Origin of the sequence: Pseudomonas sp. JZ134 (assembly GCF_051027695.1) — a bacterium.
GTDB classification, from domain to species: Bacteria; Pseudomonadota; Gammaproteobacteria; order Pseudomonadales; family Pseudomonadaceae; genus Chryseomonas; species Chryseomonas luteola.
This window is the reverse complement of the sequence record NZ_CP069250.1, coordinates 699,535-724,734: the sequence shown is the minus strand read 5'-3', so window position 1 is coordinate 724,734 and position 25,200 is coordinate 699,535. Positions and strand designations below refer to the sequence as shown.

Annotated in this window: 19 protein-coding genes; 11 read left to right on the top strand and 8 right to left on the bottom strand. The window is 58.4% G+C overall.

Features of this window, described 5'->3' with window-relative positions; genetic code table 11:
- Window positions 1-11 precede the first annotated feature (11 nt).
- Window positions 12-920: a LysR family transcriptional regulator gene (locus JQR86_RS03205; RefSeq protein ID WP_150346642.1), complete on the bottom strand. Its 909-nt coding sequence runs from the start codon at window positions 918-920 to the stop codon at window positions 12-14.
- A gap of 132 nt (window positions 921-1,052) precedes the next feature.
- Here JQR86_RS03205 and JQR86_RS03200 point away from each other — a divergent pair, with 132 nt between their 5' ends.
- Window positions 1,053-1,790 carry an SDR family oxidoreductase gene (locus JQR86_RS03200; RefSeq protein WP_407362307.1) on the top strand — a complete coding sequence of 246 codons (738 nt, stop codon included), beginning with the start codon at window positions 1,053-1,055 and terminating at the stop codon, window positions 1,788-1,790.
- Between the two features lie 134 nt (window positions 1,791-1,924).
- Here the strand turns inward: JQR86_RS03200 and JQR86_RS03195 are convergent, their stop codons facing one another.
- Window positions 1,925-3,328 carry an FAD-binding oxidoreductase gene (locus JQR86_RS03195; RefSeq protein WP_407362308.1) on the bottom strand — a complete coding sequence of 468 codons (1,404 nt, stop codon included), beginning with the start codon at window positions 3,326-3,328 and terminating at the stop codon, window positions 1,925-1,927.
- 138 nt (window positions 3,329-3,466) lie between these two features.
- On the opposite strand from JQR86_RS03195, the gene JQR86_RS03190 reads away from it, so the two are divergent.
- Window positions 3,467-4,093, top strand: a complete 627-nt coding sequence (locus tag JQR86_RS03190) for a LysE family translocator (RefSeq protein WP_407362309.1) — start codon at window positions 3,467-3,469, stop codon at window positions 4,091-4,093.
- A gap of 46 nt (window positions 4,094-4,139) precedes the next feature.
- Here the strand turns inward: JQR86_RS03190 and adhP are convergent, their stop codons facing one another.
- Both adhP and exaC read right to left on the bottom strand, forming a co-directional pair.
- Window positions 4,140-5,171 (bottom strand): alcohol dehydrogenase AdhP, encoded by a 1,032-nt coding sequence (gene adhP, locus JQR86_RS03185; RefSeq protein ID WP_010795729.1) that lies wholly within the window; start codon window positions 5,169-5,171, stop codon window positions 4,140-4,142.
- Window positions 5,172-5,377: 206 nt separating this feature from the next.
- Window positions 5,378-6,898 carry an acetaldehyde dehydrogenase ExaC gene (gene exaC, locus JQR86_RS03180; protein WP_019366011.1) on the bottom strand — a complete coding sequence of 507 codons (1,521 nt, stop codon included), beginning with the start codon at window positions 6,896-6,898 and terminating at the stop codon, window positions 5,378-5,380.
- Between the two features lie 309 nt (window positions 6,899-7,207).
- On the opposite strand from exaC, the gene JQR86_RS03175 reads away from it, so the two are divergent.
- The 5 genes from JQR86_RS03175 (at window position 7,208) to JQR86_RS03155 (ending at window position 16,353) form a co-directional block, all read left to right on the top strand.
- Window positions 7,208-9,088 (top strand): sigma-54-dependent Fis family transcriptional regulator, encoded by a 1,881-nt coding sequence (locus JQR86_RS03175; protein ID WP_407362310.1) that lies wholly within the window; start codon window positions 7,208-7,210, stop codon window positions 9,086-9,088.
- A 215-nt stretch (window positions 9,089-9,303) separates the two neighbouring features.
- Complete coding sequence (locus JQR86_RS03170; RefSeq protein ID WP_407362311.1) at window positions 9,304-11,010, top strand: peptidoglycan D,D-transpeptidase FtsI family protein; 1,707 nt, start codon at window positions 9,304-9,306, stop codon at window positions 11,008-11,010.
- Between the two features lie 456 nt (window positions 11,011-11,466).
- On the top strand, window positions 11,467-13,356 hold the full coding sequence (locus JQR86_RS03165; RefSeq protein WP_434154323.1) for a pyruvate kinase: 1,890 nt from the start codon (window positions 11,467-11,469) through the stop codon (window positions 13,354-13,356).
- Between the two features lie 231 nt (window positions 13,357-13,587).
- Complete coding sequence (locus tag JQR86_RS03160; protein ID WP_434154322.1) at window positions 13,588-15,633, top strand: M13 family metallopeptidase; 2,046 nt, start codon at window positions 13,588-13,590, stop codon at window positions 15,631-15,633.
- A gap of 66 nt (window positions 15,634-15,699) precedes the next feature.
- Window positions 15,700-16,353 (top strand): HAD family hydrolase, encoded by a 654-nt coding sequence (locus tag JQR86_RS03155; protein WP_312270443.1) that lies wholly within the window; start codon window positions 15,700-15,702, stop codon window positions 16,351-16,353.
- On the opposite strand, the gene JQR86_RS03150 is transcribed toward JQR86_RS03155, so the two are convergent.
- The gene (locus JQR86_RS03150) at window positions 16,354-16,536 is read right to left on the bottom strand and encodes a hypothetical protein (RefSeq protein ID WP_010795736.1); all 183 of its coding nucleotides are present in this window, start codon (window positions 16,534-16,536) and stop codon (window positions 16,354-16,356) included. It abuts the gene before it with no gap.
- 122 nt (window positions 16,537-16,658) lie between these two features.
- On the opposite strand from JQR86_RS03150, the gene JQR86_RS03145 reads away from it, so the two are divergent.
- Complete coding sequence (locus JQR86_RS03145) at window positions 16,659-17,141, top strand: GNAT family N-acetyltransferase (RefSeq protein ID WP_434154320.1); 483 nt, start codon at window positions 16,659-16,661, stop codon at window positions 17,139-17,141.
- Window positions 17,142-17,466: 325 nt separating this feature from the next.
- Window positions 17,467-18,282 (top strand): DUF1206 domain-containing protein, encoded by an 816-nt coding sequence (locus JQR86_RS03140; RefSeq protein ID WP_434154318.1) that lies wholly within the window; start codon window positions 17,467-17,469, stop codon window positions 18,280-18,282.
- Window positions 18,283-18,321: 39 nt separating this feature from the next.
- Here the strand turns inward: JQR86_RS03140 and JQR86_RS03135 are convergent, their stop codons facing one another.
- From JQR86_RS03135 to JQR86_RS03125, 3 genes are all read right to left on the bottom strand, one after another.
- Window positions 18,322-18,855 carry a 2,4'-dihydroxyacetophenone dioxygenase family protein gene (locus JQR86_RS03135; RefSeq protein WP_010795739.1) on the bottom strand — a complete coding sequence of 178 codons (534 nt, stop codon included), beginning with the start codon at window positions 18,853-18,855 and terminating at the stop codon, window positions 18,322-18,324.
- A gap of 90 nt (window positions 18,856-18,945) precedes the next feature.
- Window positions 18,946-19,971, bottom strand: coding sequence for a UV DNA damage repair endonuclease UvsE (gene uvsE / locus JQR86_RS03130; RefSeq protein WP_219651076.1), 1,026 nt, complete (start codon window positions 19,969-19,971; stop codon window positions 18,946-18,948).
- Between the two features lie 125 nt (window positions 19,972-20,096).
- On the bottom strand, window positions 20,097-20,990 hold the full coding sequence (locus JQR86_RS03125; RefSeq protein WP_150346631.1) for a LysR substrate-binding domain-containing protein: 894 nt from the start codon (window positions 20,988-20,990) through the stop codon (window positions 20,097-20,099).
- Window positions 20,991-21,132: 142 nt separating this feature from the next.
- Here JQR86_RS03125 and JQR86_RS03120 point away from each other — a divergent pair, with 142 nt between their 5' ends.
- Window positions 21,133-21,717 (top strand): NAD(P)H-dependent oxidoreductase, encoded by a 585-nt coding sequence (locus JQR86_RS03120; protein ID WP_010795742.1) that lies wholly within the window; start codon window positions 21,133-21,135, stop codon window positions 21,715-21,717.
- A gap of 183 nt (window positions 21,718-21,900) precedes the next feature.
- Complete coding sequence (locus tag JQR86_RS03115) at window positions 21,901-24,981, top strand: autotransporter domain-containing protein (protein ID WP_434154317.1); 3,081 nt, start codon at window positions 21,901-21,903, stop codon at window positions 24,979-24,981.
- Window positions 24,982-25,200 lie beyond the last annotated feature (219 nt).

The window sequence follows — 25,200 nt, the reverse complement described above, 5'->3', positions numbered from 1 at the left end:
CAACTGCCAGCTCAGGTTATCGGGTCAAAACGGTCGCGGTACAGGTCAGTCAGCCACTCCACAAAAACTCTCACTCGAGGCGATATCTGCCTGTGTTGGGGATAGAGCAATGAAACCGGCAGGCCCGGCGTAGCAAACTCTTGTAGAACCGCCTTCAGCCGCCCCGCTTTCAGGTATTTTTCCACCCGAAAGCGAGGCACCTGAATCAAACCGCAACCGCTCAGGGCTGCGCGGGTATAGCATTCGGCATCGTTGACCGAGATCCAACCGCCAAGATCGCACTCGATAACCTGCCCCTCAACCTGAAAGGTGAAGGGGTAACGAATGTCGTGGCTGCTGGCAAAGAAGCCAACGGCCTGATGGTGGGTCAACTCATCTGGATGCTTTGGCACACCATAGCGGGCAAAGTAGCCAGGGCTTGCACAGACCACCTCGGGCATGAGCGCCAGCCTTTTTACGATCAGCGTTGAGTCCCTAGGGTGCCCTGCCCGCACCACACAATCGATTCCTTCACGCACCAGATCCACCAACCGATCACCGCTGCTGATGGACAACTCAATGTCTGGATAACGCTGCCGGAATTCGGCGATTCGAGGAAGGATGATTCGTGTGGCATGACTGCCGTGCAGATCGACGCGAAGCATGCCGCGCGGATTGGCCGCAATGGCGCTCAGGGAAGACTCAGCCTCTTCGAGATCTGCCAGAATACGAGAGCATCGCTCGTAATAGGCCTGACCATCGAGCGTTGTGCGGACCTGCCGGGTGGTACGTTCCAGCAGGCGCGTTCCCAACCGCTTCTCCAGCTCCTTAACCGCGTGGGTTGCCGTAGCCCGAGGGATACCTAGGGCATTGGCTGCCTGCGTGAAGCTGCCCAGCTCGACGATACGGGTAAACAGCCGCAGCGACTCGAATCTATCCATGACTTCAGCCCATTGTTGGTGCCTGTTGAACGGTCTTACCAAGTTCTGTGCATTTATCCAATGCCAATGAATTGCAAAAAATGACAGCCATGAAAGGGCTGGACGTTCCGGCCCTGCCTTTAGGAGTCGGACATGCCGCATTCATCCCGTACAGCCATTGTTACCGGCGCTTCCCGTGGTATCGGACACGCCATTGCCAAACGTCTCGCCCAGGCAGGCTTTTCCGTTGCCATTCAGTACGCCCACAGCCGAGGCCCTGCGGAGGCTTTGGTGGCTGAAATAGAGTCACTGGAAGGTAATGCCCTCGCGGTCAGAGGCGACGTTGCCACTCTGGAAGATGTGCAGACCCTGTTCAAGGCGGCCAAGGAAGCCTACGGACGGATCGATATAGTCGTGAACAGCGCCGGTATCATGACCAATACTCCTGTTTCGGCAGGTGACCTGGAGGCGTTTGACCGAATGATGGCCGTCAACCTGCGCGGCACGTTTCTGGTGTTGAGCCAGGCGGCGCAGCAGGTGGAGCGTGGCGGCCGGATCATTGCGCTATCCAGCAGCGTGATCGCCAAATCGCTGCCCACGTACGGCCCCTATATCGCCACAAAGGCTGGCGTTGAAGGTTTGGTCAGAGTATTGGCTAATGAATTGCGCGGTCAGGACATCACCGTCAATGCCATTGCGCCCGGCCCGGTGGCAACCGAGCTCTTTCTCAATGACAAAAGTGAGGAGCAGATCCGGCAGATCGAACAGGCTACACCGCTTGAGCGCCTCGGAACGTCTGAGGACATCGCCGAGGTGGTGGCGTTTCTGGCAAGCCCTGCAGGCAGCTGGATCAACGCGCAAGTCATCCGCGCCAATGGCGGGTTCGCCTGATCCTATCGTCCGCCCCTGCTCTGTCCCAGAAAGTACACCATGCGTCTTTCCTGGGGTATACAAAGATCCGATCTATAAAAAGGTATGTAAAGCTGGCCCGCTGTTATTTCCAGGCGGGCCTGCTTGCCGAGGCGTCAGACATCGGCGTCCGGGAGCACCTTCCCTGGGTTGAGAATTCCCTGGGGGTCCAGCGCCATTTTGAGGGTGCGCATGGTGTTCACTGCGGCGCCATGCTCAAGCGTCATGAACTTGATCTTGCCCGACCCTACGCCATGCTCGCCCGTGGCGGTCCCGTCCAGGGCGATGGCGCGGCGCACCAGCCGCTCATTGAGCGCTTCGGCCTCCGCCAGTTCGGCTTCACTGGACGGATCGACCACCAGCCCTAGGTGAAAATTACCATCCCCCACATGTCCAACCATCGCGATAAAGAACGAGGCGGCCAGCACGTCTTTTTCAGTTTCCGTAATACAGGGCGTCAGCTGCGAGATAGGCACGCACACGTCGGTACTCCATACCCGTCCATTCGGCCGCATGGCCTGCATGGCGTAGTGTACATTGTGGCGGGCCTTCCAGAGCGCGTTACGCGAGTCGGCATCGGCCGCAGCGACAAAGCTCAGCGCCCCGTTGCCCTCGGTGATTGATTGGGTCAGCTCTACCTGTTCGGCAACGCCTGCCGGTGAGCCGTGAAATTCGAAGAACAAGGTGGGCCGCTCATCCAGCGTCATCTTTGAATAGCGGTTCACAGCCATGATAGTCCGCGCATCCAGCAGCTCGACCCGGGCGACAGGAATACCGTATTGGATGATCGTTACCACCGAGGTCACAGCGCTCTCTACATCGGGAAAGGTACATACCGCAGCGGACGTGATTTCCGGAATGCCATAGAGCCTCAAGGTCACTTCGGTGATGATCCCCAGCGTACCTTCCGAGCCCACAAACAGCCGCGTCAGGTCATAACCCGCCGAGGACTTGCGGGCACGGTTGGCCGTCTTGATGATTTGGCCATCGGCCAACACCACGGTCAGCGACAGGACATTCTCCCGCATGGTCCCGTAGCGTACGGCATTGGTCCCGGAGGCACGTGTTGCCGCCATGCCGCCCAGGGTGCTTTCTCCGCCCGGATCGATAGGGAAGAACAGTCCCGTGGCCCGCAGTTCGGTATTGAGCTGCTGGCGCGTCACTCCGGCTTCAACCGTGGCATCCAGATCGCCCGGGCGGACCGCCAGGATGCGCTGCATGCGACTAAGGTCTATACAGATACCACCCTTGAGCGCACAGACATGCCCTTCCAGCGAGGTGCCGCCCCCAAAGGGAACGATGGGAACGCCGTAGTGGGCGCAGACCTTGACGATGCGGGAGACTTCTTCGGTGCTATGTGCATAGCAGACGGCATCAGGCATCCGGGTCGCATGGTAGGACTCGCCATGACCATGCTGTTCACGCTCCGCGAGACTGGTTACGATCCGCTCACCGAGAAACGCCTGAATCTCCTCGATGACAGCAGATAATGGAGAGAGAAAGGGTTGTTGCGCATTCATGGGCCTTTCACCTTGTTCTTGTTGTATATAGCGAGTGCTCTAAGCTTAGCCCTTTCCTGCTGGCTTATTATTCAATCCATTGAACGTTTTCCGATGATATATAGATAGCCTAGAAACAATGTCTTGAACGGAGCCGTCATGCCTGAACTTTCACACCTGCTCGCCTTTGCGGCCATCACCCTGGGCATGGCGCTGACACCCGGACCAAACATGGTCTATCTGATTTCCCGCTCCATCTGCCAGGGCCGAACGACTGGCATGATTTCTCTTGGCGGCGTGGCCCTGGGCTTTGCGTTCTACATGGTCTGTGCAGCCCTTGGAATCACTGCTCTGCTGATGGCGGTGCCCTTCGCCTACGATGCGCTGCGGATAGGCGGTGCGCTGTATCTGCTGTATCTGGCCTGGCAGGCCGTGAAACCCGGCGGACGGTCTCCGTTTCAGGTCAGGGACCTACCCAAGGACAGTCCACGCAAACTCTTCGCCATGGGCTTTGTGACCAACCTGCTCAATCCCAAGATTGCCGTGATCTACCTGTCGTTGCTGCCTCAGTTCATTTCCCCTGCACAGGGCAGCGTGTTGACCCAGTCCCTGCTCCTGGGCGCGACGCAGATTCTGATCAGCGTAACCGTGAACGGATTGATCGCCTTTACGGCAGGCTCTATTGCAGCGTTTCTGGCAGGCCGCCCGTTATGGCTGACTGTTCAGCGGTGGCTGATGGGTACGGTGTTGGCGGGGCTGGCCGTCAAGATGGCAGCGGAACGTTAAGCCGTTATCCGCCCGACTGCACACGGCGGGCGGATAACCGGCCCGATCATGAAAGGCTCATATCGATCACGATACGTCCTTCGATCTTGCCTTCGTGCATCCGGGAAAAGATGTCGTTAATGTTTTCGAGGGGTTCGGCTGCAACCGTCGCCTTGACCTTGCCCTCACCGGCAAACTCCAGGGCTTCCTGCAAATCCAGCCGCGTCCCGACGATGGAGCCGCGAACGGTTGTGCCGTTGAGGACCATGTCGAAGATCGATAATGGGAATTCTCCCGGCGGAAGCCCGTTCAGGGCAATGGTGCCACCACGACGGGTCATGCCGATAGCCTGCTCGAACGCCTTGGGCGAGACAGCCGTGACCAGGGCACCGTGGGCGCCGCCGATCTCCTTTTTCAGATAGCCCGCCGGGTCCAGCTCACGGCAGTTGACCGTAACCTCAGCCCCCAGCCGGCGCGCCAGTTCCAGCTTCTTATCGTCCACATCGACTGCGGCCACGTTCATGCCCATGGCCTTGGCATACTGCACGGCCATGTGTCCAAGGCCACCAATTCCGGAGATCACTACCCACTGCCCGGGCTTGGTTTCGGTCATCTTGAGTCCCTTGTAAACGGTCACCCCGGCACACAACACCGGCGCAATCTCCACAAAGCCCACATTATCCGGCAGCCGCCCCACGTAGCCGGCATCAGCCAGGGCATATTCGGCAAAGCCGCCATTGACCGAGTAGCCCGTGTTCTTCTGATCCTCGCACAGTGTTTCCCAACCCCCGAGGCAGTGTTCGCAATGACCACAGGCGGAGTACAACCATGGGATACCGACCCGATCCCCCTCCTTCACATGGGTGACGCCAGCGCCCACCCCGACCACATACCCAACCCCTTCATGCCCCGGGATGAAGGGCGGATTGGGTTTGACCGGCCAATCGCCTTCGGCGGCATGCAGGTCGGTATGGCACACCCCGGAGGCTTCGATCTTCACCAGGACCTGTCCTGCGCCTGGGGTAGGGACATCCACCTCCTCGATTTCCAGCGGTTTACCAAACTCACGAACGACGGCAGCTTTCATTGTTTTAGGCATGACGTGATCCCTCATGGATACATGACGTATGGAGTAGTGCTGGCAAATACAGATCAATCGTTCCGGCGCTCCATACTGCAAGCCTGGAGCAAACAAGGCACAGAAATGATGACCTGGCTCAAGGAAGGCTCAGGTTGAGCCTTCACAGGAGTAGATACGCCGCAGTCCCAGGGGCCGATGAGGATTCACCGGCCCCCATGACGGGCCTAGAAGAAGCCCAGCGGATTCGTGTCGTAGCTGATCAGCAGGTTCTTGGTCTGCTGATAATGATCCAGCATCATCTTGTGGGTCTCGCGACCGATGCCGGACTTCTTGTAGCCACCGAATGCCGCATGGGCAGGATAGAGGTGATAGCAGTTGGTCCACACACGCCCGGCCTTGATGCCGCGACCCATGCGATACGCGCGATTGATATCCCGCGTCCAGACCCCCGCGCCCAGGCCAAACTCGGTATCGTTAGCAATGGCAAGCGCTTCGGCCTCGTCCTTGAACGTGGTCACGCCGATGACCGGCCCGAAGATCTCTTCCTGGAATACCCGCATCTTGTTGTGGCCCTTGAGCAGGGTCGGCTGGATGTAATACCCATTGGCCAGGTCGCCCTGCAGGGTTTCCACCGCGCCGCCAGTCAAAAATTCGGCCCCTTCGCCACGCGCGATTTCCAGGTACGAGACTATCTTTTCGAACTGCTGCTGAGAGGCCTGGGCGCCGACCATGGTGTCGGTGTCCAACGGATCACCGCGCTTGATCTGCGCAACCTTTTTCATGACTTCCGCCATGAACGGCTCATAGATAGATTCCTGCACCAGGGCGCGGGATGGACAGGTACACACCTCTCCCTGGTTGAAGAAGCCAAGCACCAGCCCTTCGGCCGCCTTTTCAATAAAGCTTTGCTCCGCGCCCATGATGTCGTCGAAATAGATGTTGGGTGACTTGCCCCCCAACTCGACCGTACTTGGAATGATATTGGCCGCGGCGCACTTGAGGATGTGCGAGCCCACCGGCGTCGAGCCGGTAAAGGCAATCTTGGCGATGCGTGTGCTAGTTGCCAGGGCTTCCCCCGCCTCCTTGCCGTAGCCCTGCACGATATTGATCACACCGGGTGGCAGCAGGTCGCCAATCATCTCAACGAAGAGCGTAATGGAGAGCGGCGTCTGCTCGGCCGGTTTGAGCACCACACAGTTACCTGCAGCCAGCGCGGGCGCCAGCTTCCAGGCAGCCATCAGAAGCGGGAAGTTCCAGGGAATGATCTGCCCGACCACGCCGAGCGGCTCATGGAAGTGATACGCCGCCGTATGCTGGTCGATTTCGGCTGCCGTCCCCTCCTGAGCACGGATACAACCTGCAAAGTAGCGGAAATGATCGGCAGCCAGCGGCACGTCGGCATTAAGAGTTTCACGCACGGCCTTGCCGTTGTCCCAGGTTTCGGCAATGGCTAGTTTTTCCAGATTCTGCTCGATGCGGTCGGCAATCTTGAGCAGGGTCAACGAGCGCGCCTGTACTGACGTCTTGCCCCAGGCATCTGCCGCCGCATGGGCAGCATCCAACGCTTTTTCGATATCTTCAGCAGAGGAACGGGGAAACTCGCCAATGACAGAGCCATTGACCGGCGAGGTATTGGTGAAATATTGGCCCTTGACCGGCGGTACGAATTCGCCGCCGATGTAATTGCCGTAACGGGATTGCAGGGTGATCAGAGCACCTTGGCTGCCAGGGGCTGCGTAACGCATGGTGGTTCTCCCGATGTTGTGTTTGTTATGAGGACCGGTAATACCTGAGAAATAGCAAGGCCTGGGCCAACTGTGGCAAATGTGCGCCGCAGGCGGCTTCGGCTGTCCGGCACGAACCGGCAGGTGTCACATCGTGTGTCAGCGCCAGGACAGCAGGCGTGACAGGCTGTACCACTTCTGACACAGTCCATGATCTGCATTGCATTTAACCTGCGCCTGATCAAGCATAGGCGCTATTACGCACTTCGCTGAATCGGAGGGTTCCTGTGAATCAAGGACCCGGAATTCACCTTGCGGAGCACAATAAGAATGACTGCCACACCCATGAGTCGTCACACGCGTCAGGTGCTTGCCGTTGGTCATGGTCTGGGCCAGGCCGACACCGATCCTGCCATTGCCCGTTCGTGGCGTCGCTGTCTTGAACAGCACCGCCTGGATCCGTCCACTGCCACCTCGCCCAGCGTACTCGAACACCCTCGTATCCTTGAACAGCGCGAGCGCTCGCAACGGGTGCTGGAAATCGCCCATGGCGAGATGAATCGCCTGCATCAGCAGCTCGCGGGTGCCGGTCATGCCGTCCTGCTTACCGATGCCAGCGGCCTTATTCTCGATTGCATCACCCACGAGGCCGAACGAGACACCTTTCAGCGGGCAGGCCTGTGGTTGGGAGCAGACTGGAGCGAATCCTGCGAGGGCACCAATGGCATCGGCACCTGCGCGGTCGAACGGCATGCACTGACGATTCATCAGGATGAGCACTTCCGCAATCGCCACACCATCCTGACATGCTCCGCCAGCCCGGTATTCGACCCTGCCGGAGACCTTTTGGCCGTACTGGATGTGTCCTCGGCGCGGCGCACCGTTTCCCGGCAGAGCCAGTTTCACACCATGGCGCTGGTCAACCTGTCGGCCAAGCTCATCGAAAGCTGCTATTTCCTGCGTCAATGCGAGGACAGCTATCTGCTGCGCTTCCATACCCAGCCGGATTACGTCGGGCTGTTGAGTGAAGGTTTGCTGGCGTTTGATGAGTCTGGCCGAATCAGCGCCATCAACGAAAGCGCGCTGAACCTCCTGAGCACGACGCGACCGGTCCTTCTGGGGCAACCCGTGGAGGCGCTCGTCGAGCTTCCCCTTGCCTCGTTACTTGATCGTGCACAACCGCATCCTACACATTGCTGGCCGCTGTACAGCACTGAGGGAACACGCTTCTATGGACAGCTGCGAGCGCCGCTCAAGCTTGTTCATTCCGTGCCTGTCCGTACCCCGCCGCGTCCAGCGCTGTGCCTCGAAGATCCTGCCCTTGCGCGGGAGTTCGAGCGCGCCCGCAAGGTCATGGAGCGCGATGTTCCGGTGCTGCTTACCGGTGAGACAGGAACTGGCAAGGAAGCCTTCGCCAAGGCCCTGCATCTGGCCGGTTCGCGCGCTAGCAAGCCTTTTATTGCTCTTAACTGCGCGGCGATCCCGGAACCACTTATCGAAAGCGAGCTGTTCGGCTATGCCGGTGGCACGTTTACCGGTGCGCGCAAGGAAGGCATGCGTGGCAAGCTACTCGAAGCCCACGGCGGCACCCTGTTTCTCGATGAAATCGGCGATATGCCCCTGATGTTGCAGACCCGCCTGCTGCGCGTACTGGAGGAACGGCAGGTCGTTCCGCTGGGCGGACAACCGCAGACGATTGACATCCGCATCATTAGCGCCACCCACCGCGATCTCAGGATACGGGTAGGCGACGGCAGCTTTCGGGAGGATTTGTACTACCGGCTCAACGGTCTGGTGGTGAGCCTGCCGCCGGTACGTGAGCGGCTCGACAAGGCCGCGCTGCTCAATCACTTGCTGCTTGAAGAGGCGCAGGGCCAGAGCCTGCACCTGGACGCCGAGGCTCGCCAGGCCCTGCTTGGGTACCAATGGCCAGGCAATGTTCGTCAGTTGCGCAATGTCCTGCGAACCCTGGTGGCCTTGTGCGAGGACGGGGTGATTCGCAGGGGTGATCTGCCGCAGGAGATTTCCAGCCCGACGAGCCTGTCCGCCCTGACGCTGGATGCGCCTCTGGAAGATGCCGAAAAGACCGCCCTGCTCCAGATACTGGAGCAGGAACATTGGCAGATGACACGCACGGCCGAACGCCTTGGCATAAGCCGAAACACGCTTTACCGGAAGCTGCACAAGCACGGCATTACACCCAGACGCTAGCGATCCCGCCTGTGAGAGCCGCTCAAGACCGGTGGTTTGGCGGAATGACCATTGGTCGTGTCGCGCCTTCGAGATCGAAAGATGCCTACGCTGATGCGAAACCCATCGCCAACTACTGGCACCTTTACGGTACTATCCGCGCTTTCTCGCCTCATCGGGCCAGCAGGCCTGACGATGGCCTGCCCAGGCATTGAACACGTCAAGTTGCCAAGATCATGAATGGATTTTCAAACCGCTACCGTTTTCATGCGGTGTTATTTTTTTTGTTCCTGCTCACTCTGGCCGTCGCGTCCAGGCTGGTCTATCTCCGAGTTCATGACAGTGAGTTCCTGATCGATCAGGGCGAACGACGCAGCGTTCGTCATATCCCCATCCCCGTTACCCGCGGCCTGATTACCGACCGCAATGGCTCCCCCCTGGCCGTCTCAACCGAAGTGTCGACGATCTGGTGCAACCCTTCGGAAATGAAGGAGAGCATGGACCGGGTGCCTGCGCTGGCAGCGGCACTGCATCGTCCCGCAGACGAGCTCATATCCTATATCAAGGCCCGCTCGGAAAAGCATTTCCTTTACCTGGCCCGTGGCCTGTCGCCCATTGAGGGCGAGGACATCATGGCGCTCGATATCAAGGGCGTGCACCAGCTCAAGGAGTACAAGCGCTATTACCCCACCTCCGACCTGACAGCCCAATTGATTGGTCTGGTGAACCTGGATGGTGAAGGCCAGGAGGGCGTGGAGCTGGGCTACAACGAGTGGCTCAGCGGGAAAGCAGGCGTTCGCGAGGTGCTGATCAACCCGCGCGGCTCCATCGTCAAGAACATCAAGGTCGACAAACAGCCCAAGCCCAGCCAGGACATTGCCCTGTCCATCGACTTGCGTCTGCAGTTCGAGGCCTATCGCGCCCTGCAGGAGGCAGTAACCAAGTTTGGTGCCCTGTCCGGCTCGGCCGTACTGGTCAACCCCAAGAATGGTCAGATCCTGGCCATGGCGAACTTTCCGTCTTATAACCCGAACAACCGTGCATCCATCAACCCGACTTTCATGCGTAACCGCGCGTTAACCGATGTGTTCGAACCCGGCTCGGTTATCAAGCCGTTCAGCATGTCAGCAGCGCTGGCCACGGGAAAATTCAACGAAAATACCCAAGTGAGTGTGGCGCCGGGCTGGTTTGTCATCGACGGCCACACGATTCGCGACGTAGCACGTCGGGACATCCTGACCATGACCGGCGTGCTGATCAACTCGTCGAACATCGGCATGAGCAAGGTTGCCTTGGAAGTCGGTCCCAAACCTATCCTTGAACAGCTGGCCCGGGTCGGCTTTGGCTCGCCCCTGTCTCTGGGTTTCCCGGGTGAAAACGCAGGTTATCTGCCCAACCATGTGAAATGGTCCAGAATCGCCACAGCCAGCATGTCCTATGGCTATAGTCTGGCCGTCAATACCGCCGAGCTGGCCCAGGCCTATACGGTCTTTGCCAATGACGGAAAGCTTGCCCCACTCTCGCTGCTGCGCGATAACCCACAACAACTGGTGCCTGCGATGGACCCACAGGTGGCGCATCGGATTCGCATGATGCTCAAGGAGGTAGTGGAAGATCCCAGCGGCGTCGTGCGCGCCCGGGTGCCGGGCTATCAGGTGGCAGGGAAAAGTGGTACTGCCCGTCGCTCCGGGGGCGGCGGCTACAAGGAGCATGCCTATCGTTCGATGTTCGTAGGCATGGCGCCCGCCAGCGATCCCAAGCTGGTACTGGCCGTAATGATGGACTCCCCAACCAAGATCGGCTACTACGGCGGTCTGGTTTCGGCACCGGTGTTCAGCCAAATCATGTCAGGTGCGCTGCGCGCGCTGGCCATTCCGCCCGACAACCTGCCGCCTACCAATACCGCCCAGAGCGAAACACCAGCCCCTCACTCCCATACGTGAGTGAGGGCTTGCCGGAGAGGATTTCGAGGAGATCCTTTTTCCGGCCCAACGAAAAAACCCCGCCTAGGCGGGGTTTTTGCTGACCGCTCGATATCCTTATCGAGTGCCATCCTGGCGGGTCTTTCATCCTTGAGGCTCATGAGCGCGTCCTGCGCTGCATTCCTTGGGTAAGAAGATTACGCCACCGCCGCCTTCTTCCCTAGCGTCAATCACAGTCACTTCTTGTAAGCCTTTGCCTACATAGATAGCTTTCTGAGCAGATATGCCATTACCGTAATCTCATGAAACAAAGCGTCCGCTATCCTGCAGAACACCCACAGTCTGGTTCTTTCTAAACCTTCGCCTGTCGCCATAAGGGCACCCCTACATACCAACGTCACATACCTGTGCTTAGCTCGGCCGACGCGACGTAATGACGCCTGTTGTCATCCGGACTTTGACTGTTGAGGTTATCACTTGAACACCAGGACACTTCCCCCAGGCGTACTGATCCCGGCCGATATCGAAGCGGCCCTGTCCGAACTGATCGCGCTGCGTGAGGAGATGATCACGGCGGCCTGTGATGCACCCATCCTGGCGGAGCATGTACACCAGAGCTATACCGAGAGCGCACATAACCTGCTTAACTATCTGGCGCTACGCCGCCATGACATCCGGCCGCTACAGGCACGCCTGGCACGGCTGGGACTGTCGTCGCTGGGGCGCTCGGAAGCTTACATCCTGGCTGCAATCACCACCCTTATCGAAATCCTGCAAACGCTCTCTGGCAGCAAGAGCGCGCCTCCTCCCTATGAGCCGCTGGGCATGGACCGGGGCGAGCAGCTGCTGCATGAGCACACCGAGGCTCTGTTTGGCGCAACGCCTGTCGGGCGTGGAGTCCGAATCATGGTGACCATGCCCAGCGAGGCCGCACAGGACTACTCGCTTGTGCATGATCTGCTGGCAGCCGGCATGGACAGCATGCGCATCAACTGTGCTCATGACGACGCCAAGACCTGGCAACAGATGATTGAACATGCACGCCGAGCGGAAAAGGCCCTTGGCAAGCCTTGCCGCGTCATGATGGACCTTGCGGGTCCCAAGCTGCGCACCGGGCAAGTCAACGCAGGCCCGGCCGTGATACGCGTCAAGCCGACCCGCGATGATTTCGGTCGAGCAGTCAAGCCAGCCCGCCTCTGGCTGACCGCCAGAGAAAACCCTCAAGCTCCACCGACCCAGGCAGATGCCAGCCTGCCGGTGGCAGCGGACTGGTTATCGAATCTCCAGCCACATACACAGATAATCCTTCACGATGCCCGCGGCTCGAAGCGGCAGATCGAGATCGTTGATATCTCCCGCGAAGGGTGCTGGGGCGAACTCTACAAGACCGCCTACCTGACGCCGAACACAGCCCTCTCGATCAAGGACAGGAAAGGCCGGAAACGCGAGACACGCATTGCGCCCTTCCCGGCTCAAGAGCAGGCCATCAAGCTGGTGGAGGGCGATGTGCTGATTCTGACCAAGGATCAACATACCGGGCATCCGGCAACCTACGACAGTTTCGGAGAAGTCCTGACCCCAGCGTCCATCGGCTGCACGCTGCCGGAAATCTTCGAGGATGTACGGGCTGGCGAGCCAGTCTGGTTCGACGATGGCAAGATTGGTGGAATTATTGATTCGGTGCAGAGCGAGACGCTGCGTATCCGTATCACCCACGCGCCTGGGGGTGCCAAGCTCAAGAGCGACAAAGGCATCAACTTTCCGGACAGCCATCTGCGTCTCGATGCGCTCACGCCCCATGACATCGAAGCCCTGTCGTTCGCAGCCGAGCATGCCGACGTGGTCGAATTCTCTTTCGTTAACACGGCAGATGACGTTAGGACCCTGCTCCATCACATTGATCGACTGAACGCCCATGAGCTGGGCGTCGTGCTCAAGATCGAGACACGTCGAGGCTTCGAGAACCTGCCGGCGCTGCTCTTTGCAGGCATGAATCTTCCGCGTTTCGGCGTCATGATCGCGCGGGGCGATCTGGCGGTAGAAAGCGGCTTCGAACGACTGGCTGAGCTTCAGGAAGAAATACTTTGCCTGTGCGAAGCGGCCCATGTGCCGGTGATCTGGGCGACCCAGGTACTGGAAACCCTGGCCAAGAAAGGCGCGCCGTCGCGGGCCGAGATTACGGATGCCGCCATGGGCGTACGGGCCGAATGCGTGATGCTGAACAAGGGTCCGCACATTCTGAAGGCCGTCCATACTCTGCACGATCTGCTGGCACGCATGCAGGCGCATCACTCCAAGAAGCGGGATCTCCTGCGAAAACTTCAGGTAGCGCAGCAACCTACTCTGGCGGCCAGCTGCCCGGAGTGACGCCTTACCGTGCCGATAGCGGGCACCATTTTGCAGCCAGGCGCTCTACAAGGGATGTTCCATAGCCCAAAACAGTGCCAGAGTCGCGTGCCTCTGGTACGTTCACCACAGACATAACGGGTGTGATACGCCCTCGGCAGTGCCTGGCCCTGCCCTTGCAAAGCCGTTGGCCTCGCCATAAGCGAGCCCGTTATAGTCACGTGCGTGACCGCTAATCCCAATGGAGATCCCATGAGACATATCTTTGCCGGCGCCGTTTGTGTACTGGCGTTGAGCGCCTGCGGTAAATCGGAATTTGTCCAGCCCCAAACCCCTGCCAACACGCTGCAGTCCGGCATCAAGAAGGAGAACTTCGATCCCGGCGTCCGGCCTCAGGATGATTTTTTCAACGCCATTAACGGTCAATGGTTGAAAAACACACCTATCCCGGCCGACAAGACCAGCTACGGCGCTTTCCATGCCATTGCCGATACCACCGAGAAACAGCTGCACGCCATCATCGAGGCGCTGGCCGCCAAGCCCGGCAAGGCTACTGGCAGCGACGAGCAGAAAATCGGCGACCTGTATGCCTCCTTCATGAATGAAGCCGCCATCGAGGCGCAGGGGCTCAAACCCTTGCAGGGTGCGTTCGATGCTATCGACTCCATTCATGACCGTCGCTCGCTGCTCATCACAATGGCCCGCTTCCAGCGGCTGGGTATCGATGTTCCGCTCGAACCCTATGTCACCCAGGATGCTAAGGACTCCAAGCGATACGTAGCCGAGATTGCCCAGTCCGGTCTCAGCCTGCCCGATCGGGATTACTACCTGATCGATGACACGTCATTCGCCGAGATCCGCTCCGGCTTCGTCGGGCACATGCAGCGTATGCTAAGCCTAGCCAACCTCCCGGACCCTGCCGGTAGTGCCCGCAAAGTGGCTGCACTGGAAAAGCAGATCGCCCTGGCCCAGTGGGACAAAGTCGACAACCGCGACCCCATCAAGACCTACAATGCCTATGAGCCCACCCAACTGCGTACGCTGACCCGTGCCATCGACTGGCCGTCGTACCTGAAGGAGACCGGCTTTGTCGGTCAGCATCCGATCATTGTCGAGCAGCCCAGCTACATCACGGGGCTTGGCAAGCTCTTGACATCCACACCGCTCTCCACCTGGAAAACCTACCTCAAGTGGCACGTGCTGCATGCCTATGCTCAGGCACTACCGCACGCCTATGCCCAGGAGGATTTCGCATTCTTCCAACAGACCCTGAACGGCGCCAAGGAGCAGCGTCCACGGTGGAAGCGTGGCGTAAGTGCGGTTGAAGGCAGCCTGGGTGAAGCCCTAGGCAAGGAATATGTCGCGCGTCATTTTCCGCCGGAAAACAAGGCCCGCATGGAGGCGCTGGTTCGCAACCTCATCACCGCCTATGGGCAGGCTATGGATAAGCTGGACTGGATGAGCGAAGACACCCGCCAGGCAGCCAAGGCCAAGCTGGCGAAGTTCACCTATAAGATCGGGTACCCCAACCAGTGGCGTGACTACTCATCTTTGCACATTGCCCCGGATGACCTGATCGGCAACCTGCAGCGGGCCCAGACATTCGAGTATCAGCGCAACCTTGCCAAACTCGGCAAGCCGGTCGATCCAGATGAGTGGGCCATGACGCCACAAACAGTCAACGCCTACTACAACCCGCTGCGTAACGAGATCGTCTTCCCGGCCGCCATCCTGCAACCGCCCTTCTTCAACATGCAGGCAGAAGATGCTGTCAATTACGGTGGTATCGGTGCAGTCATCGGTCACGAAATCAGTCATGGTTTCGATGATCAGGGCTCGCAATTCGATGGCGACGGCAATCTGCGAGAATGGTGGACCAAGACAGACCGCGAGCGCTTCGCAAAGCGTGCGACAGCGCTGGCTGAACAGTACTCGGCCTATGAGCCGGTACCGGGCTATCACATCAATGGCCGCTTTACCCTGGGTGAAAATATTGCCGACCTGGGTGGCGTAACGATCTCCTACTCGGCGTATCACCTGTCATTGAACGGCAAACCTACCCCTGTCATTGACGGCATGACGGCCGAACAACGCTTCTTTACCGGATGGGCGCAGGTCTGGTGCACCAAGTACACACAACAGAACCTGCTCAATCGTCTGAAAACCGACCCGCACTCACCGGCGCAATACCGCACCAATGGGGTGCTGAGTAACGTGCCTGGTTTCTACGAGGCCTATGACGTCAAGCCAGACGACCAGATGTACCTGCCCCCGGACAAGCGCATCAAGATCTGGTAAGCCCCTCCCCTCCCGGTGAGCCTGAATCCTTTCAGGCTCACCCTTGGAGCCATTCAGGACATGCTGATGCTCAATACACTGATATTCGATCTCGACGGAACCCTGACTGATACCGATCCGGTTCATTACCAGGCCTGGAAGCAACTTCTGGCCCGCGAGGGACGCAACTTGAGTGAAGAGGACTTCAGGCGTCACATTTCGGGTCGCGCCAACGACGCAGTTTGTAAAGACCTCTATCCAGACAAGACGCCCGATGAGCACACAGTGATTGCAAACGAAAAGGAAGCCTTGCTGCGTGAGTTAGCCAACACACTCGAGCCCACCGCTGGCCTTGAAACGTTGTTGAGCTACGCGGACCAACAGGGATGGAAACGCGCGATCGTGACCAATGCCCCGCGTGCCAATGTCCACCACATGCTCAAGGCGCTTGGACTGGAAAACCGCTTTCCCCTGGTCGTGCTGGGTGAAGAGCTGGAACGTTCGAAGCCGGATCCCCTTCCCTATACCACTGCGTTGAATACGCTGGAGATCCAGCCCCGGCAGGCGCTGGTTTTCGAGGACTCTATTCCCGGCCTGACGGCAGCCAAGGCAGCAGGAATCGTTACGGTCGGTATTACCTCAACACTGACAGCCGATGAACTGCTGGCAGCCGGCGCTGATCTGGCAATAGCAGACTTCAACGACCCCAGGCTCTGGGAAATGCTGAAACGAACCGCCTGATCAGGCGACGGTATGCAACTCGGCCAAGGTGCTCATTTGCACTTGTGCCTCCTGACGCGTCGTGAACGGACCACTGATGCGCTCGCCATTGCGTACCAGATACCAGCAGACCATAAAACCGGCCTCCCGAAGCGCAGCAGGTACGGCACTGCCTACTACTGACATGATTTGAACAATGGGCATAAGGACCTCTATCTACTCTTAAGCCAGACTTCACAGTACGCTGTGATTGATACCTTGAGAAATCGACAGGATTGATAGTGGTCATTAACGGTTCAAAGGTCCGACGAAATGATGGCCCTCTTTTGATTGAAGCCATTACCGCCCTTGACGATGCCCAGCGCCAGGCGCTGCTCAGCCTTGAATTACACCCTGGACAGATAGCCTTTTCAGGCACGCCTGAGGCTGCACTGGTGAGTCTTGAGGAGCAGTCACCTCGGCATGTACAAGGGTTCGCCTTATTGGAAGCAGGCCTGCCGGCAGGTCTGTTTCTACTCAAGCGGCCCCCCCTGTCTCCCCAGTGGGTCAGCGCCGATGCCTGCTCGCTCCATGCCTTGCAAATCGCGGCTCGCGCACAGGGCCGAGGGCTGGGCAAAGCCTGCCTGCGGGCGCTTCCCGAGCTGGTCTGCAGGCAGTGGCCCGATATCCGGCATATTCAACTGGCAGTAGACGCCCACAATGAATCAGCGCTGGGGCTCTATTTAAAAGAGGGATGGATCGATGAGGGCAGGACGTATAAAGGACGCGTCGGTCTGGAACGTCGACTGACCCGGAGAATAGACTGCTAAACAGCGGTGAAACGGAAAAACCCCGCCGTAGCGGGGTTTCGTTGACCATGCTCGACATCCTGTCAAGCTGCCATCCTGGCGGTCATATCGGATCCTTGATCTACCATGAGCGCTTCCGTGCGCTGCTCCGATGTAAATAGATTACGCCTCTCCCTTCGTTTCCCCTAGAGCCAACCGCTGAGAGTCCTTGTAAGCTTTTTCCTACAAATACTGGCCAATCGCCTTTCGTCCGTTTGGCTTGCTACCCCAGCCGTGAATACGAACCGCCGCCTCAGTCGCCGGGTCTTTTCCTGTATCCCTCATAACTACAGGAAACCTAATCAGCATGACTCCCAACCGAGGCCTTACCTGGCTGGCCCGTGGTGGCTACGCTGCCCGAGGCGTGGTGTACCTCATTATCGGTGGCTTCGCGTTACTGGCAGCCATAGGCTCAGGACAGCCCGTCGACAGTCATCAGAGCCTGCAAACCGTATTGGCGCAACCGTCCGGCAGTACCCTGCTCTGGATTGTGGTGATCGGGCTTGCAGCCTTTGCAGCCTGGCGTACCGTACAGGCTCTACAAGATTCGGATCATCACGGCACGGATCTCAAAGGATTAACGATCCGTACAGGGCTCCTCGCCAGTGGCGTGACATATGTCCTCCTGGCGCTCTTCGCCCTAGGCCTTCTGATCAGCGGTTTCAAAACTCCTGGTGAGGGCGGAGGCTCTGGAGGTGGTGGTCAGGCACAGGACTTTCTTTCACACCTGCTCAGCTGGGACCACTCCAATATAGTGATACGGCTGATAGCCCTGATTCCGCTGGGTGTAGGCATTGCCCATATCATCAAGGGGTGGAAGGCCTCCTTCGAACGGTATTTCGAGGCGGATGAAGGTGTCATGCGCATGGTACGCCCCGTCTCCCGATTCGGACTGATTGCACGGGGGGTGGCCTTTATCGAGATTGCCGTACTGCTGGCTGTCAGTGGCTCACGCTACGATGCAATGCACCCACCGGGAATCAAGGAGGCTCTCAACGGGCTTCAGAACTTGCCTTTCGGCCATATCATTCTGCTGGTGGTTGCGCTGGGTTTGATCGCCTTTGCGGTCTACAGCTTTGCCGAAGCGGTATGGCGTCGTATCAATATGAACGTCCCGGTATGACGTAGCGCCCTACAAGGCAGGATCGCAGGGCGCTTTTACCTAGCGGAACAAGGTATCGACGTAATCTGCGCCGATACCGACGCGCTCGAAATGCTCCCGGCATAGCTTGATATAGTCGTGTACATCGAAATAGCCCGCGGCGTTGCCGTCCTGATCCAGCCAGATCAGAGGGCCCTTGACGATAAAGAAGACCCGCATCGGCTCATCATAATCATAAGCCACCAGCGTATGCCCCTCGCCAGGCGTTTCGTAAACGAAGTCGCCGGCTCTGGCCGTCCAGCCATGCTCCAGGTAGCCCCACTTTCCAGAGATGGTATAGGCAAAAACCTCATGGGGATGGTAATGACGGTTCACCAGGCCCGCCTGTTTGGCCATGAGAACATCGCACCACTTGTTCTCGGAGGGCGAGATCCATAACGGGCGACTCGAGACGGTATCGGTAAACGGCACGTAATAGCGCTCGTCTTCTGTCGGTGCGTCCTCAATGTAGACCTCAGGCCTGGCATCAGGCTTCAAGCTGTTGGGAATCGGCTGGAGTTCTTTCCAGAATTCACGACGGGCGAGTTCAGGCATGGCAGTGCTCCTCTTATTATTGTTCTAGTGACTATAGCCAGCTTACGGGGCTTTGCAGGCCAGAAACCGGAGAATGCCCAGGTTTGAGACCTAGGCAGCTTTTTGGACCATGTACTGTTCGTAGAAATCGATCACGGCGAGGTTTTTGTGCTTGGCTTCGAACATGATGTCGAACTCGTCTAGAAATGACTTGGCGTATTCGTTACACCAGCGGTTCCACATCCGGTCACTGTGACCATACAGGTCACGCTTGTTGACCTTAGTCAGCAGCTGTTCCATTTCAATCTTCTCGTCAGCCGAGATACCCAGCTCCATCAACATCTCCTGGGACTGTGAGTAGTGCATGGCCGGACGTACGCCCCGCCAGCTTTCGACGATGCGCTTTACCCGTGGGTCATGACGGTCGATGTAGCGACCTTCGTGAATCCAGCAGTGGTGGATATCCAGAACGACCGGAGCGTGGTCGGCTAGTTCAAGGCAGGCGTCAACACCGTATTTCTTTTCCTCGTTCTCAAAGGTTATGCAGTTGCGGGCCACGTCTGACAGGCGCGGCCAGATATGCAGGATGCCTTCGACGCCCAGCTTGCCCGCAATGTGGATATTGCATTTGAAATCCTGAAACTGCCGTCCATAGCCCATCATGCGGATCATATCGGCGTGGTATTCAAATTCGCGGATGCTGTTTTCCACCGTATCCGGGTTATCCGAGGCCAGCACGCAATACTGCCCCGGGTGCATGGAGAGGCGAATGTCATGGGTACGCGCATAGTCACCGATACCTTGGAACTGTTCGGAGATGAAATCCCGGATAGCCGTGGAGTCGTAGAAATAGGCATAACTGGGATGGCTGTAGAACGGCAGGATATCGCTGCTCATGCGCATCATGTGCAGGTGAGCCGGCAAGGAATTGACATACTGCAACAGACGCATCTGGGCCTGAAGATTGTGCTCGATCACATAGAGCAGCTTCTCTTCGGCCGCCTCGGTTGTCTGGCTGGACAGCCAACGTAGCGTGGTGGTCTTGCCATTGTAGAGCCGCTCGATGGCTTCGATCTCTTTTGCAGGCAGGCTTCTGTCGGGATGGCGGTAATTGCAGGCAAAGCCGATCCGGTACATGGCAAACTCCTTCGAGGCACGGACAGGCGTTGCTCATAGGCATCACCTGTTCTGGATAACATTTTATTAGGAGGCTGTATTCGGGCCGAAGTGCCTGAACAGCGATCGCTACCGGTCGACAGACACTACAAGCGCTCGCGCAAATGCTCTGCAATAAAGTCCAGAAACAGCGTGATCCGCAGTGAGAGTTGGGTATTGCGGTAGTAGACCGCATTGATGATCTGAAAGGAGTCCTGCACTTGATCCCTCATGATCGGAACAAGCAGACCCTGCTCGCGAGCCGACCGTGTCATATAGTCCGCCAGGCACACAATTCCTTGTCCGGCCAGTGCCAATGCCTGAATCGTCATCCCGCTTGAGGCGGATATATCGGGCGAAACCGCCAGCGTAGCGCCTCGCTCGTTTGGTAGCGGCCACTGATTGAGGTGATCAAGCTGGCTGAAACCGATCAAGGTATGTTTATGCAGGTCAGCGACAGCAAGCGGTGTCCCATGCCTATTCAGGTAGTCCGGGCTGGCCAGCAGGCTGAGCCTGCTCTGCCCCAACGGTCGCGCGTGCAGAGTAGAGTCACGCAATTCGCCGATCCGGATAGCAACATCCGTGCGCTGCTCCAGCAGGTCGATGAAGCGGTCATTCGTGTCCAGCTCCAACGTAATGCCGGGATATTGTTCACGGAACAGGCCCACCAACGGGACGACAACGTGATACATGAAGGACGGTGCCGCATTTACCCGCAAACGGCCTGCCGGCCGTTGCCGCCGGATCGCCAGTTGCTCCTCGGCCTCATCGACCGAGGCCAGGATGGCACGGACCTGGGTCAGGAAATGCCGTCCCTCATCGGTAAGCTCCAGACGCCGGGTCGTGCGACGTAACAGTGTGGTGTCAAGCTTTTGCTCGAGGCGGCTAAGAGCGCGACTCACGCCCGAAACGGTTTGTCCCAACTGGTCGGCCGCTGCGGTTATAGAACCCGTTTCGACAACGGTCTTGAATACCAGATGTTCTTCCAGCGTGGTTTTCATGCCTGCCTTCGCCCGTCATTCTTGATTTCAAATCAATTATCTTTTCCAGTTTATCTACTTTAACGACAAGCATGTGCGGAGGACACTGTACCGCTTTCTGGCGCACCCCTTTTGCGCCCTACCCGTTTAAGTGGGAGCTTTCATGAATATCTTGTTGATCAATGGCGGCAAATCGTTCGCCCATTCCGCAGGGCGTTATAACGAAACCCTGCACACTCTGGCTGTGGGCCATCTGAGCGAGCTGGGTCATACCGTCAAGGAAACCGTGATCGAGTCGGGTTACGATGTTGAGGCTGAAGTCCAGAAATACCTGTGGGCTGATGCCATCATTTATCAGATGCCGGGGTGGTGGATGGGCGCCCCCTGGACCGTCAAGAAGTATCTGGACGAGGTCCTGACCGCCGGCCACGGCTCTCTATATGCCAACGACGGTCGTACCCGTAGCGATCCCACCAAGCAGTACGGCACCGGTGGCCTGCTGCAGGGCCGTCGCTACATGTTGTCCCTGACCTGGAACGCACCGCGTGAAGCGTTCGACGAGCCGGGTAACTTCTTTGAAGGCAAAGGTGTGGACGGTGTGTACTTCCCCTTCCACAAGTCACAGCAGTTTGTGGGTCTTGAGGCCCTGCCGACCTATCTGGCGAATGATGTCATCAAGGCGCCCGACATCGAGCGCCATCAGGCCGAATACAAAGCGCACCTGACGCGCGTATTCGGTCAGCAGTAATCAGTCTGCGTCAGCATGAAGCCCGGTCTAGACCGGGCTTTTTCATGGCCGCCTAAAAATCATCGCACAACTCAATTGTCATGTTCCCGCCACAGAACTGAAAAGCTGGCTACGTACGCTCCTCGACCTTTGTACCGCTTTGTACCTTTTCGTAAAGCTTCGGATACATGAAAGGAGTCGTTAGTGAGACCGTCAAACGTCAGTTCGTGTGTGGTCGCTTCATCGTTCGTTCTGTCCCTGTTGGCTGCATCAGTACAAGCGGCCGGTCGTGCCGATAACAACGCCATTAACGGTGTAGACCTGCTGTCTGGCTTCAACACGCTCTGGACACCCGGCGCCACGTGGAATACCGGTACGCCGACCGCGCTGGGGGCACCGATTCTTCAGCGTAACGTTCAGTATGTTGTGGACCTTTCCCATACTCGGACACGTGAGCAGGAAATCGCAGCCTATTACGATGACCGTCGCAACCAGAGCTATAGCGCCATCGATGGGCTGGGCTCACTGGCGGACGGATACCGCGCAGGTTCCGGTGCCTTTACCACCATCACCACGTTCGACGACTCCAACCAGACCGTCAAATACGACGACAAGGGCAACGGTGCAGGCGAGACCTCATCCGCCCTGGGCAAGGTTGTCCAGCTGGTCGGTGCGGTGCGCAACGATGCATCCACTACACCCGCCAAGAATGCCTATCAGTACCCTCGCCCCTGGCGCCAGACCCAGGAAGAGATTATTCAGCCCTCCCTGCGGCCGGCTCGCAGCAGCACTCCAGAAACGGACGGCGGCTTTCCCAGTGGACATACCAACGCGGCTTATCTTTCCTCGATTGCCCTGAGCTATGCCATCCCGCAGCGCTTCGAAGAACTGATGCTGCGCGCCTCGGAGGTAGGTAACAACCGGATCGTCGCAGGTATGCATTCGCCGTTCGATGTAATAGGCGGCCGTATCACCGCGACCTACTTTGCTATCGACAACCTCACCAATAACGCCCAACTTCGCAATGAGGCTTTTCAGCAGGCGCAGGCATACTTCACCGAGCAGTGCGGTGGCGATATCAACAACTGCATGGATCCAATCGACCCGGCAACGGACCGCTTCTCGCAACATGCGCAGGACAAGGCGCTGTATACCTCACGCATGACCTATGGCTTTGCGCCGGTAGGCCCGACAGACCTTGCGCCCGTGGTGCCGGTCAATGCCGAAGTGCTGCTGGAAACCCGCTTCCCCTATCTGGACGCCAGCCAGCGTCGTGATGTGCTGGCCAGTACCGAAATCTCGTCCGGCTATGTGGTCATCGATGAGTCCAACGGCTATGGCCGCTTGAACCTGTTGGCGGCTGGTGATGGCTACGGGGCCTTCACCTCCGACGTAACGGTCAACATGGATGCCAGCCTCGGCGGCTTCAACGCCAAGGATGCCTGGCGAAATAACATAAGCGGTAGCGGTGGGCTGATCAAGAATGGCACCGGCGAGCTGACGCTAAGTGGCGAAAATACCTATACCGGCGGCACGACGATCAATGGCGGTACGCTCAGGGGCTATGCCCGCGCGTTTGGCAGCGGTGCCATCACCAACAACGCCACCCTTGTGCTGGACCAGTCCGTCGACGATACGATGGGCAACACCCTTGCCGGTAACGGCTCGCTGATCAAGTCCGGAGCCGGCTCGCTGGACCTGACCGGCAATAGCAGCTTTTCGGGTACCACAGCAGTCAACGAAGGCCGCCTGGCCGTGAACGGCAGCCTCGCCAACTCTGCCGTTACCGTCAACCAGGGCGCGACCCTGGGTGGCAACGGTACGGTCGGCACCCTCGTCGTGGCCCAGGGCGGCATCGTCGCGCCCGGAAACTCCGTCGGACAGTTGAACGTGAACGGTAATGTCACGCTCGCCAATGGAGCGGTCTATCAGGTTGAAACCAACGAGGCCGGCCAGACGGATCGCATCGTCGCGACCGGTAGCGCCACGATCGATAACAGCACGCTGTCGCTGGTCCAGAGCGGCAACTGGCAACCCTTGACGCGTTATTCCATCCTGACAGCCAATGGCGGGGTTACCGGCACCTTTGCCAACGTCACCTCCAACTATGCCTTCCTGACGCCCACGCTCAGCTACTCTGCCAATGGTGTTGAGTTGGCGCTGGAGCGCAACAGCACTGCCTTTGCCTCCCTGGGCACGACCCGTAACGAGCGTGCCGTTGCGGCTGGGCTGGATAGCATCGTAGCTGGCAGTGCGTTGTGGGATCAGGTGGCACAGTTGGACACGGCGACGGCGCAGCAGACCTTCCGTGCGCTGTCGAATGAACTGCACGCCTCTACCCAGACAGCATTGGTCGAGGACAGCCGTCTGGTCCGTAACGCCATGACGGATCGCCTGCATAATGCCCAGGTCTCGGCAGCTGATACCGCGCCGGGCATGCAGAACCTGATGGGCGATAACGCTAGGGGTGTGGTCTGGACGCAAGCCCTTGGCGCCTGGGGCAAGACCGATAGCACACATAACGTCTCAGGTCTGGATACGCACACCACCGGCATCCTGTTCGGCGCTGATGCACCGCTTAACGATACCTGGCGCCTGGGCGCGCTGGCAGGTTATAGCCACAGTGACTTCGACCTGCGCCACACCTCGGGCTCGTCCAAGAGCGACAACTATCATCTGGGTCTGTACGCCGGCGCCCAATGGGATGCCCTGAGCCTGAAGCTGGGCGCGGCGCACACCTGGCATGACATTGATGCCAAGCGCACCCTGTCCGTTCTGGGCAGTGCCGATCGGCTGTCGCCTAATTATGATGCAGGCACCACGCAGGTGTTTGGCGAACTGGGTTATCTGATCAGGCAGGATCAGGTGACGCTGGAGCCCTTCGCGGGCCTTGCCCATGTCCGTGTGCATACCGACAGCTTCCATGAGCGCAGCGGTGCCCTGGCGCTGGATAACAAATCCCAGGATACAGACGTGACCTTCAGCGCTCTGGGCTTGCGTGCGTCGACTACGGCCTCGGTTGGCAGCGTACAACTCAAGCCCAGCGCAACTCTCGGGTGGCGGCATGCCTTTGGCGACGTAACGCCTGAGCACAAGGCAGCGTTCGAGGGTGGCAATACATTCACCCTGGAAGGCGCACCGATTGCTCGCAACGCAGCCGTTATCGAAGGCGCAGTGGATATGGCCCTGAACGAAACGGTCAGCGTAGGGATCAGCTACGGCGGCCAACTCAGCAGCGATACCACTGATCAGAATGTCAAAGCCAACCTGAGCTTGCGCTTCTAAGCATCTGGATGGCCTCTTTGGAGGCCATCCCCCACCTGACAACGAAATGGTTTGAGACCATAAAACTGTGACGATCGTCAGATCTGTATTGCCAGCCTCCCCTCCTGCCAGTAGATTCCGCGCCCAATGCCCATCGGCTGTAGATGAAGTTGTTGGTAAGCCTGATGAGTAGCTGCGCGCCTTGATCGCCCACGCGCGCCCTGCGGCCTGTTTTTAACA

Coding starts and splice junctions, on each gene's coding strand:
- JQR86_RS03205 (WP_150346642.1), bottom strand. CDS start 920: ATGGATAGATTCGAGTCGCTGCGGCTGTTTACCCGTATCGTCGAGCTG.
- JQR86_RS03200 (WP_407362307.1), top strand. CDS start 1,053: ATGCCGCATTCATCCCGTACAGCCATTGTTACCGGCGCTTCCCGTGGT.
- JQR86_RS03195 (WP_407362308.1), bottom strand. CDS start 3,328: ATGAATGCGCAACAACCCTTTCTCTCTCCATTATCTGCTGTCATCGAG.
- JQR86_RS03190 (WP_407362309.1), top strand. CDS start 3,467: ATGCCTGAACTTTCACACCTGCTCGCCTTTGCGGCCATCACCCTGGGC.
- adhP (WP_010795729.1), bottom strand. CDS start 5,171: ATGCCTAAAACAATGAAAGCTGCCGTCGTTCGTGAGTTTGGTAAACCG.
- exaC (WP_019366011.1), bottom strand. CDS start 6,898: ATGCGTTACGCAGCCCCTGGCAGCCAAGGTGCTCTGATCACCCTGCAA.
- JQR86_RS03175 (WP_407362310.1), top strand. CDS start 7,208: ATGACTGCCACACCCATGAGTCGTCACACGCGTCAGGTGCTTGCCGTT.
- JQR86_RS03170 (WP_407362311.1), top strand. CDS start 9,304: ATGAATGGATTTTCAAACCGCTACCGTTTTCATGCGGTGTTATTTTTT.
- JQR86_RS03160 (WP_434154322.1), top strand. CDS start 13,588: ATGAGACATATCTTTGCCGGCGCCGTTTGTGTACTGGCGTTGAGCGCC.
- JQR86_RS03155 (WP_312270443.1), top strand. CDS start 15,700: ATGCTCAATACACTGATATTCGATCTCGACGGAACCCTGACTGATACC.
- JQR86_RS03150 (WP_010795736.1), bottom strand. CDS start 16,536: ATGCCCATTGTTCAAATCATGTCAGTAGTAGGCAGTGCCGTACCTGCT.
- JQR86_RS03140 (WP_434154318.1), top strand. CDS start 17,467: ATGACTCCCAACCGAGGCCTTACCTGGCTGGCCCGTGGTGGCTACGCT.
- JQR86_RS03135 (WP_010795739.1), bottom strand. CDS start 18,855: ATGCCTGAACTCGCCCGTCGTGAATTCTGGAAAGAACTCCAGCCGATT.
- uvsE (WP_219651076.1), bottom strand. CDS start 19,971: ATGTACCGGATCGGCTTTGCCTGCAATTACCGCCATCCCGACAGAAGC.
- JQR86_RS03125 (WP_150346631.1), bottom strand. CDS start 20,990: ATGAAAACCACGCTGGAAGAACATCTGGTATTCAAGACCGTTGTCGAA.
- JQR86_RS03120 (WP_010795742.1), top strand. CDS start 21,133: ATGAATATCTTGTTGATCAATGGCGGCAAATCGTTCGCCCATTCCGCA.